This window comes from Candidatus Stygibacter australis (genome assembly GCA_030765845.1).
GTDB classification, from domain to species: domain Bacteria; phylum Cloacimonadota; class Cloacimonadia; order Cloacimonadales; family TCS61; genus Stygibacter; species Stygibacter australis.
The window spans coordinates 1-10,996 of sequence record JAVCDJ010000178.1; the positions used below are offsets into that span (position 1 = coordinate 1).

General features: G+C 39.0%; 8 protein-coding genes. 1 reads left to right on the forward strand and 7 read right to left on the reverse strand.

All coding sequences use genetic code 11. From position 1 onward, the window contains the following. From RAO94_08925 to lepA, 5 genes are all read right to left on the reverse strand, one after another. Nucleotides 1-1,689, reverse strand: a 1,689-nt coding sequence (locus tag RAO94_08925; GenBank protein MDP8322458.1) for a M14 family zinc carboxypeptidase, incomplete at its 3' end; no start/stop codon positions are given. Nucleotides 1,690-1,726: 37 nt separating this feature from the next. Continuing rightward, on the reverse strand, nt 1,727-4,738 hold the full coding sequence (locus tag RAO94_08930; GenBank protein MDP8322459.1) for a T9SS type A sorting domain-containing protein: 3,012 nt from the start codon (nt 4,736-4,738) through the stop codon (nt 1,727-1,729). Nucleotides 4,739-4,749: 11 nt separating this feature from the next. After that, nucleotides 4,750-5,805 (reverse strand): hypothetical protein, encoded by a 1,056-nt coding sequence (locus RAO94_08935; GenBank protein ID MDP8322460.1) that lies wholly within the window; start codon nt 5,803-5,805, stop codon nt 4,750-4,752. 52 nt (nt 5,806-5,857) lie between these two features. Continuing rightward, complete coding sequence (locus tag RAO94_08940; protein ID MDP8322461.1) at nt 5,858-5,983, reverse strand: hypothetical protein; 126 nt, start codon at nt 5,981-5,983, stop codon at nt 5,858-5,860. Between the two features lie 22 nt (nt 5,984-6,005). Next, on the reverse strand, nt 6,006-7,823 hold the full coding sequence (gene lepA / locus RAO94_08945) for a translation elongation factor 4 (protein ID MDP8322462.1): 1,818 nt from the start codon (nt 7,821-7,823) through the stop codon (nt 6,006-6,008). Between the two features lie 234 nt (nt 7,824-8,057). Between lepA and RAO94_08950 the strand changes: the two genes are divergently transcribed. Continuing rightward, nucleotides 8,058-8,525, forward strand: a complete 468-nt coding sequence (locus RAO94_08950) for a hypothetical protein (protein MDP8322463.1) — start codon at nt 8,058-8,060, stop codon at nt 8,523-8,525. Here the strand turns inward: RAO94_08950 and RAO94_08955 are convergent. Further along, on the reverse strand, nt 8,522-9,787 hold the full coding sequence (locus RAO94_08955) for an MBL fold metallo-hydrolase (protein MDP8322464.1): 1,266 nt from the start codon (nt 9,785-9,787) through the stop codon (nt 8,522-8,524). The two genes, RAO94_08950 and RAO94_08955, sit on opposite strands and share 4 nt — an antisense overlap. Further along, entirely contained in the window at nt 9,784-10,716 is a 933-nt protein-coding gene (locus RAO94_08960; GenBank protein MDP8322465.1) for a hypothetical protein, read from the reverse strand. Before RAO94_08960 ends, RAO94_08955 begins: the two co-directional genes overlap by 4 nt. Nucleotides 10,717-10,996: the final 280 nt, after the last annotated feature.

A 10,996-nucleotide genomic window follows, 5' to 3' on the forward strand; every position in this document is an offset into this window, starting at 1 on the left:
AAAATTAAAGAAACCAGCAATTTCTAAAGTGCTTTCAGAAGAATTTGCATAAAACCGTTCAGATGTATCCTTGGCTGATGGAATTCCATAAACAGGATCAATTCCAATATACCAGTCTCCATCTACATTCCACTGTGAGAAATCACCTTGCCAGTCTTCACTAAAAAGCACTACCTCTGGTTCCATCTGGATATCGTAATTATTCACCCCTTCTGCAAGGTCCATATAAGCAAATTGGGTGGCATAACCACCTGCAATAAATACTACTTCAGTTTCTCCTTCCCACCAGTCAATATTATATTCCTGCTCACCGGCAGGGAAATTGAAATATTCATCACCCATCTCGTGGCAAACCTTTACAATAAGGTCAACCGATTCACCAGAAAAAGAGACATTTCCCGTAATACTGGCTTCTGGCAAGGGCTGCAATTCCACTTCACGCGTTGCCCAGAGATAATTACTCACTGATACTGAAGAAATGTAATCCTGATAGCCTTTTTTACGTATATGCAAAGTATAGGTTGTACTCTCGCACTGCCACCAGAATCGACCATAAAGCTCATCGCTGAAGCGGGGAGTAAAGGAGGGTGCATTATGTCCTTCAATAAAATATTCTGCCTGTAAGGGCTCTCCTGTTACTGCATCAGTTACATGACCTGTAATCATTGCCTTATCTGCATTATTTCCAATGATACGGTTCATCAGATAATATGGTGCATTTATACACCGATCAATTGTATCCTGCAATAGTTCAGGTCCTGGCTGCAAGTTAGATGTTCCTGCTTCAATCTCAAATTGTAAAGTCCCATATTCATTATAAAACCAGTCATGAGCTTTGGAATTTCTGCCATCCGTTGCTGAAGGCTCATAATAACCTGTGCCGCTCTCGTTTTCTATCAGGTGAGCCACAGTACTACCCATATCAGTATTAAATGCTAAATCTACGCAGGGCTTTACTCCTTCCCAGTCCCAGGGATAAAAAATCTTCTGAGAAAGAAGTCCAGTCCGAGAGGAATGCCAGGCAATGGAATAGATGAAATGCTGTTCATCTGACAATGCCTTCACATATTGCGCTTCCGGTTCTGAAAATGGCGCTGGTCCACGATAGTAATCAAATAGCTGATCACCTTCCGGACACCAAAGGGTGTCTCCATGAACCCAGTTAAAATCATAATTACGGTTCAAGTCCACGCCATCCAGGTCATGTCCCACACCCACCTCATAATCAAAAAGACCATTATTATTCATGTCAGTTTTATTTTTGCGATAGGTGACATCCCATTCATCTGTTACAACCTGCAATCCCTCAGGATTGTGCGTTGGCACTATCCAGATTTCTATACTTTCTAACCACCAACTGTAGGGAGTGGCATTATGATATAACAACAACTTATTGATCAAAGCCATGCTGATTTCCACACCCATAATCTCTTCGGCATGACACTGCCCTAAAAACAGAACTGCCGGCTCATCTTCATCCACAGTTACATTATTAGATATTTTCACAGCTAATACCGGTTGTGCGTCAGTAGCCGTTAGACCTAATTCGCGAACCAGCATTATATCGGGATATTGCTGCTGCAATGAATCCAGCTCTGCAGCAATTTCAGCATTAGAATGATAAATGGGATCAAGACCCCAGATATTCATAACTGCCAGGATGAATATTATTAATACTAATTTCTTCATAGTCTCACCTATCCTGCTTTTGCAATCAAATCATTAATTATTTTATCAGGATCATCTTTGATACTGTACTGCTAAAATTCTTATTACTGAACTGGTACATATAAATTCCAGTTGCTGCAAGTTTGCCATTTGTATTACAGCCATCCCAGTAAACCTGATTTGTAGTCGCTTCCAGTGTTCTCACTTTTTGTCCTTTCACATTGAATATTTCCACAACTCCATCCTCAAGATAATCTCTGCCGAGATCAAAGGAGAGAATTGTGCCTGTATGGAAAGGATTAGGATAATTATTTAAACTAATATCAATCAGACCGTCTAACTCGTTAACATCCTGTGCATTATCGGGATGACTAAGCTTTTGAGCGTAGATATTATAAATATCGGTTTTTCCTGATGATCTGAAATCACTCCAGATCACAAAGGAATATTCTATTCCATCAGTATCTGCTACTGGATTCTGCTGGTTCTTGATAGCAGCACAAATTTCAGTACCACCTTGTGGCCAGCCAGCCACTAAAGTTCCATTCAGATATAATTTCTGTGAAAATAAATTAATGTCATTTTCCGCTACAAGATCATCCCAGTAAACCAGAATTGTGTTGCCCAAAAAAGTGAATGCAGGATTTGCCTGCTGACCTGGCTTCACAGCTACAGGAACTCCACCAGCCTGCCATTGTTCATTACCATCCAGATCATATTTCTGTATATAAATATCATAATCAAGACTATCACGCATATCATTCCAGATCAGATATATATTGTCTTGATAATATTCCATCTGAAAGCCTGACTGATCGTTTGACTGCACTACAAAAGGAATTCCATCATCTTCCCATAATGTTTCTCCATCAGCACTAATTATCTGACCATAGATATCAACATCTACTCCTGAACGTAAATCTTCCCACATTACCAGAAGACCGGCTGAAGTCATCATTGCCTGAGGATTAAGCTGATGGAGGACTGCACCACAAACTCGAATCCCATTTTCTGACCAGTTCGCTGACACTTCACCATTGTCATCGAGTTTATTCACATAAACATCAAAATCAGGAGATGTTTGTAATTCCCAGATAAAGTAATTCTCCACTATATCACGCAGAACATCATCACCAACATTATCAGCCACAATCACAGCATCTTCATCCCATTGGATCTCCCCATTTACTACTTTCTGGGCACAAACCTGATAGGTGGGATTGACAAAATCTTGATCAACATCTGACCAGCCATAATATACGGCATCGCCCATTACTGATAAATGGGCATGATGCTGATTGGTATCTCTGTTACTTAATTGAAGTCCCATCCCTTCAGCGTCACCCCAGTAGTGATTAGCATCTTCATCTACAAGCTGAGTATAGGTTTTTATCATATCTCCCCGTAATTCTTCCCAGACAAGAACGGCATTATCACCCATTAATTCACTCTGCATGTTCAATTGGTTAGCTCCTGTCATCTCTGTGATAGGAACTCCATCTTCTATTAAGCCAAAACTGCCGTCGTCATTCATCACCTGCATATATATCTGGCTGGCTATCACAGATTTACGGGTATCTTCCCAGAACAGCATTCTGCTGTCAGGCTTGCCAAGTATCTGATAATTGGTGCCGTCTCCACATAATCCATAATATATTTCATTCTCATCATCATCCAGAAGAAAATTACCGTCAGCATCAATCAATTGCTCACGTATCCCTACTGATCCTGTACGTTCATCACTCCAGATCAAATATATCTGATTATTTACATCTTTTTTGATCAATGGTGCACTTTGAAGTCCAAAAGCATCACATACTATCCTGCCATTGGTTTCCAATACTGCATTACCACTGCCATCTATATGCTGAAAATAGATATCTTCATGAGGATGATCCTGCACCCTGCCATCATCCCAGATAATCCAGCAGCCACCATTCTCATCGCCCACAAGACGCGGGTTCAACTGATGGTATTCTTCTTCACATACTGCTACACCTGCTGCATCCCAGGCTATTGTTCCATCCAGATTTATTTTTTGAGCGTAAAGATCTGCATAAGTGGCATCATTACGATTATCTTCCCAGGTTACCAGGGCTCCACCATCTGATGCTTCTGTGATGCGAGGATTTGTCTGATCGCCCACTCCCACATATACTTCTAAATCATTTGCCCAAAGAATATTTCCATCTAAATCTATCCGGTTAGCAAAAATATCTCCACCATCATCCAACCTTCTATCTCTCCAGGAAATTATAAATCCACCATCACCATCTGGCGTAATCTTGCCACTTTCCTGAATTGTGGGTGCATCACATAATACGGTGCCATTCTCTCCCCAGAGATGATTGCCTTCGGAATCTATCCGCTGCATATATAAATTCTGATTTGTAGGTTCACGCTCGTCGTGCCAAACGCACACGGCTCCACCTTCTCCATCTTCCCAGAATGTATGCTGAGTCTGAGCTCCATTAGCTGATATTATTGAACTGCCATCATCACCCCAGCCTGCAGCAATGCTGCCATCTGATAATATATGTGAACCATAAATATCAACTCCGCCAGTATTCCGGCTGTCAAGCCAGATTATATAAGCTCCACCATCTGCATCAGTTACAATATTCAATGATATCTGAATATCTTCTGCCAGACATAATGGCACTCCTTCCAGATCCCACATCAGGTTTCCATCACCGTCAAGCTTCTGTGCATATATATCGCCAGCGATCTCATTACGGAAATCTACCCAGGCAAAAATTGTCTCGTCTCCAGCTCCATTGATCACCACAATATCTTCCTGACGGTCGATCTCGCCATTGATCAATACTCCAGAATCACCCCACATCCAATTTCCGTCTGAATCCAATCTTTGAGCAAATACGTCACGATCTCCCCTGCGGGTGTCACTCCAGGTTAACACACATCCGCCTCCCGGAAGGTCGATTGCACTTCTGAACCATTCAATATTTACTCCCTGACGAACTGGAACTCCATCCAGTTGCCATTCAACCTGTCCTAAGAGTGAAGCCAGTCCAATCAATATCACCACTATAAAAAATGCTTTCCTCATTTCAAAACTCCTTATATATTCACTATTTTATATTTATAAACGCCGTAACGGGTTCCCACATAAAGCCGGTCACTATGCATTTCAATCAAATAGGTATAACCTATCTCACTATCATCTATGCGCTGTAATCTTTTAATTTCACCTTCTGGTCCGTTAAACAAATATACTCCTCCACTCGTGGAAGCCAGAGCAAATACATTCAATTCTGTATTCACTTCAATATCTGATGCCAGTCCTGTGGTATCATAATTAAAAAGTTCTATTGGATTATCTATATCTGAAATATCAAAGACCTGAATACCTTCTTCACGGTTGCCTAAATAGGCAATATTGTCAACAACCTTGACAGCAATTGTTTGACCTGTTGTACCCACGGTGCCCATTAATGGAAAATCTGCTACGTAATTAGATATTTGTTTTTCCACTATTTTTAATCCTAATTGAAAACTGGCACAATAGATTGTTCCTGTGTCATAATATTCATCAAAATCAGCTACATCATAATCAAAATTTCCTAAGGCCAGGCCAGATAAATTCCAACTTTCACCACCCGAAGATGACCCGATCTCGCCTGAATAGTATTCTTTATCTAGGTTCAACCAGTAAAATTGAAACGTCGTGTCGTCAATAGAGGTTGTATTTAAAACTGAGATATCTACAGAATTTCCAGATTCGTAAGATTTATTCACTGGATTACTCTTATCTGCTATATTAAATATATAAACTCCGGTTCCACTGCCCCATTTATTATATACCAGCATTCCATTACTGACTTCATCTACAGCAATTAATTTGATATTTGAGAATCTGTCTTCATTATAACGCGTTAGCAGGGTATCTGTTGTATTATCCCAGATAGAAAACCCTGCCTCGTCCTCTGCTACGTAAACATAATCATCTGTTACTTTTACATCACTAACATATCCTTCAGTAGGATAAACTGCCTCGAGCTGCAAATATACTTCATCTCCATCATTATCTTCCGGATCATTTGGCTGAGCACAACCCGTGAAAAGCACCATTATCATCAATGTTATTCCCAGTAAAACAAAAATTCTGAACTTCATTTTATCATTCCTCCGAATCTATCCTGTATTTTTCTTTTTATTATATTAAGCATTATTTATTCCAAGCACTCAAATAATTTTGAGTTTTGAGTTTTGAATTTTGAATTACCCCAAAAACTTTCAGGTGAATTTCAGCTCCCAAATCCGCACCAATCCAGCCAACCCATTCAAAATTCAAAATTCACAATTAAAAATTCTCTTTAATCCCTCTCCGCTTTCAACACTTCCAGAAATGCTTCCTGCGGCACCTGCACGCTGCCAATTTCCTTCATGCGCTTTTTACCTTCTTTCTGCTTTTCCAGTAACTTGCGTTTACGGGTAATATCTCCACCATAGCATTTTGCTGTCACATCTTTACGAACAGGATTGATTGTGCTTCTGGCAATGATCTTAGAGCCGATACTTGCCTGCAATGCCACTTTGTATAATTGTCTGGGTATCACTTCCTGCAATTTTTCTGTTACGCTTTTTCCCCAACTGTAAGCTTTGGTCTCATGACAGATAAAACTCATGGCATCAACCTTTTCACTATTTATCAAAATATCCACTTTCACTACTGGTGAACGCTGATACTTATTGAACTGATAATCAAGCGAAGCATATCCTCGACTCACAGATTTCAGTTTATCATAATAATCAAAAATGATCTCGATAAGTGGCAGATCATATTTCAATGATACCCGTTTCTCATCAATGTATTGCAAGTCTTTTTGCACACCACGTCGTTCCTGGCACAATTTCATTATATTACCCACATATTCAGTGGGAACTATGATCTCCACATCCATGATCGGTTCTTCAATATAATTCACCCTCACCAGGTTCGGCATATCAATAGGATTATAAATTATCTTTGTATCCCCATTTGTCAGATGCACATTGAATCGCACACTGGGCGTGGTTGCAATGATCTGAACTTTAAATTCCCGATATAGTCTCTCTTTAAATATCTCCAGATGCAGCATCCCCAAAAATCCACAGCGAAATCCAAAACCGAGGGCAAGTGAACTCTCTGGTTCATAAGTTAAGGCATAATCATTAAGTTTCAATTTTCCTATGCTGTCTCTCAGATCACTGTAATTCTCCTTATCCATGGGAAATATACCTGAATATACCATAGGTTTAGGTTCTTCAAAACCTGGTAACGCCTCAGTACACCCATTTTTTAATGTTGTTACGGTGTCACCCACTCGCGCATCAGCAACTTCCTTGATCCCGGAGATTATATATCCAACTTCTCCAGCAGTCAAATATGGCTGCTCCTCAAATTGGATCCCCAGATAACCTATCTCATCTATTTTAAATTCTTTACCGTTGGAAAACAGCCTTATCATATCTCCCCGATTCAATTTGCCATCAAACATCCGTACCAGCACTATCACTCCCCGGTAAGGATCAAAATAGGAATCGAAGATCAGTGCTTTGGTCGGCGAATCCAATTTACCTTTGGGCATAGGTATCTTTTGCACCACTCCCCGCAATAATTCATCAATGCCGATGCCCTCTTTGGCACTCACTTTGTATATATCCTCTGCTGGTACTCCCATAGTCTCTTCTATCTCATGAGATGTACCATCAATATCTGCCTTGATTAAATCTATTTTATTGATCACGGGAATTATCTCCAGCTCGTTCTCCAATGCCAGATACATATTGCTCATCGTCTGGGCTTCAATCCCCTGAGCAGCATCAACAAGAAGCAATGCTCCCTCACAGGAAGATAAACTCCTTGATACCTCATAAGAAAAATCCACATGACCAGGAGTATCGATCAAATTCAAGATATATGTTTTCCCTTCATATATATAAGGCAATCTGATCGCATGAGATTTGATAGTTATCCCCCGCTCACGCTCCAGATCCATGTTATCAAGCACTTGATCAACCATTTTACCCTGAATTATCACCCCTGTTTCTTCCAGCATCCGATCCGCCAGAGTTGACTTACCATGGTCGATATGAGCAATTATACAAAAATTCCTGATCCTGCTCTGATCTATCTCTAATTTCTTTGCCAAGTGCATTCTCCTTATCCCACTTTTGAACCTTTCAAATTTTATTCTCAGTCCCTCCTGTCAATCTAAATTATTATTAACCTTATAACATAATTCTTGATACAGTTAGAAGATGAAATTACTAAATTCTTTTTCCCATCTGACACCGTAATAATATTATTGTATTCTAATATTTATTGATAGACTCAATAGCACTTGATTTTAAAAATATCAATAAATTAGTTTCAGGAGAATATTATGGCAAGATGTTTATGCTTTAACTGGGAGACACTGAAACAAAATCTCCTGGTTATTATCGCCACTCCAGCAGAAGTAGAAGAATATTATTCAGGTTTTAATATCCAGGTAAATGATGAGGATGATAATATAACTAACGGAGTATTTCAGGAAGTAGATGAACAGGGTTTCCTGGTCTGGATCAATAGCGATGTTCAGCAGGAAGCATTAGGTGTGATAACACATGAAGCAGGCCATCTGGCAGATTTAGTCGGAAAACGGATTACACCTGTTGAAGGTGAAAAAGATATTTATGATCCCAATATCAGTGAACTGGTAGCGGAAATATTTTCCTGGGCTGTTAATTGCATAACCTTCACTTATCTGGAAGAAAAAAGCACAAGCTGTGAAAAGCTGGCTCCCGTTTTCGATGAAGATGAATATTTCGATATAGATGCTCACAGAGCCAGTAATGACGGAAGGCTCTAAATAATCTCTCCGTCTTTTACCCGCAATATATTAGTATCAGTGAATATCTTCTCATATTCATCCCCGGCAAAGGTGTGAATAGGAACAATGTTTGCCGGTTGAACTGCCTCAACCATCTCTTTTAATGTTTTTATATCCGCATGTCCGCTGGTATGAAGGTCTAAGCTCTTCATGCCCCTGCTTTCGAGGTATTTGATGAAGTCATAAGTGTAGTCATCCTTCTTATAACCGCCCCATAACGAGTAGATAAAATTCCCACCTGAAAGATTGGAAATCCTCTCTAAATCAGATTTCATTGATGGACGCACCAGCATAACTATATTTTTGTAATTAAGATCAATTTCTTCTTTAGTAATCTTATACTTTTTAAATTGATAAAGCAGTTTTTCCTGGTTCTCACGGCACATCTTGTTTGACAGTCTATAAGGAAAAAAAACCCTGATTTCAGGATAACTTTCTGAAGGATGGGGAATACTATCATTCTTCAAACTTTTTAAGATGTGGGCAATATAAAAATCTACCACCATGATCTTACGTCTTCTACGACAGGCTCTAAATATGGAAACCAGCCGGTCTATATTCTGCCCTGATGTATAGATAAGATTAATGCCTTCTGTTGAATCAAACAAGTTAATAAGTTGCTCTTCTATATCACTTTCACTGATTGACTTATGACTGCTGCTGCCTATTGTGGTTCCCTCTAACAATAGATAATCCACTTTCTTGATCACATTTTTTTTAAACCAGTAAAATACCTTTGCCTTTCTGCCATGCGACCTGAAATCTCCACTATATAATAGTGATTTCCCCTCGCCAGTAATCAAAAAAGCATAAGCATCATAAGCCGAATGATCCATCAAATATGGCGTGATCTCAATATCACCGATCATAAACGATTTACCTGATTCAAAATGATGTGGTCTGCCAATCTGCCAGTCCTTGCCTGTAAATAAATTAGTTATCTCAATCAGCGTCTGAGTAGCTTTCCCCAGATATATATCGCACTTATCATGCACATGATCCAATAAGCCATAATGATCCTGATGAGCATGCGAGATCAATACCGCAATATCACCCGAACCATCATACAGACCCGTGATATCAGGTAAAAGCCTGCCTGGATATGTATTCCCCTTAAACGGTGTTCCATCAGGATTAACCAAAGGTAATCCCATATCCAGCACTATGCGAGTAGATGCAGTCCACACTTCCACGCATGAACCACCTATCTCACCTGTTCCGCGATGTATTTTTATGTTCATTTCTTTCCTGAATATATCTGTTTTGGAAACTTTACTAAAAAATCTTCCAGACTATAAAGACATTCTTTATATAAGCCATAACCCATAAAATTAGCAATTATTAACTTAAAATCATAATCTTGAGCAGCTATACCTATCTCTCTTTTAAGCTTTAGGCTGGCAGGTTGATGATTAGCAATTATAAAAGCAAAATCAATTTCTTCTTCTACTTTTTTCACTTCATTACTATTCCCATTCTTCCCGAAAATTACTAATCCTAATTCTCGTTTCTGCTTAAAGACATGCAGCATTTCTGTTTTAAAACTACTTACCTTAGATTTATTTATGATAAATTTCTCAAACTTTCGCAGATGATCTTCAATACCAGCTTTTTTTGTTAAAGCTCCATCACCATATTTCATCTCAAAAACTACTAACCTGCAATTATCAGGTTTTTTTCTGGAAGAGGTCGTAGCTACCCATTCCAGAGCAACTATATCAAATCTGGCACCAGCCCCGTTAGCATATTCTATATCAATAATGAAATAATCAGTAGAATTTGAGATTTTGGAGTAGTTATTCACCCGTGCTACTACCTGCTGAAATTCCCGCTCATATCTACCTTTAATATTGAAATACATGTCAATAACACATTTTGTATAAGCAAAATATTTTTCCCATTCATGATTTTCTCTGGAGTAATTTAACATTCCTTCTGTGATTTTCGAGTTAGATGTCAGTGCTTTCAAATATTTATTATCAAATGTTAAAGTGTACCCAGTTTTCTTAGGCTTCAACCCTAATATTTTTCCCCCTCGGTAATAAATGTGTACTTCTTCCCTACGAATTTCCAAATCTAACGTGTCATCTCTCTGTACAAATTCAAGAAGTTCTTTCAATGTACCACTTAATAATTCATCCATAAATTTTTTACTTAAACCACGAGCCATAACTCCTCCTTTATATCGTAACGTTTCTTATCTTTTCCTAACTGCTCTAAACCTGAAACAATGTCAAGTCCAATATTTCCCCCAGCTAAGTCAGAAGTTATGATACTGTTAAATTCCCACCAGCCAAGACCTTGCGTATGGTGTTCACACCTTCGCAATGTACTATATCTCCAGTCAAATCATTTTTTCTTTTTTATTCCCCCTCCTCCACTGGTTTGATAGCTGCTATCAAACCAGTGGAGGAGGGGGAATAAAATAAATATCATAGATTACTGCCTTA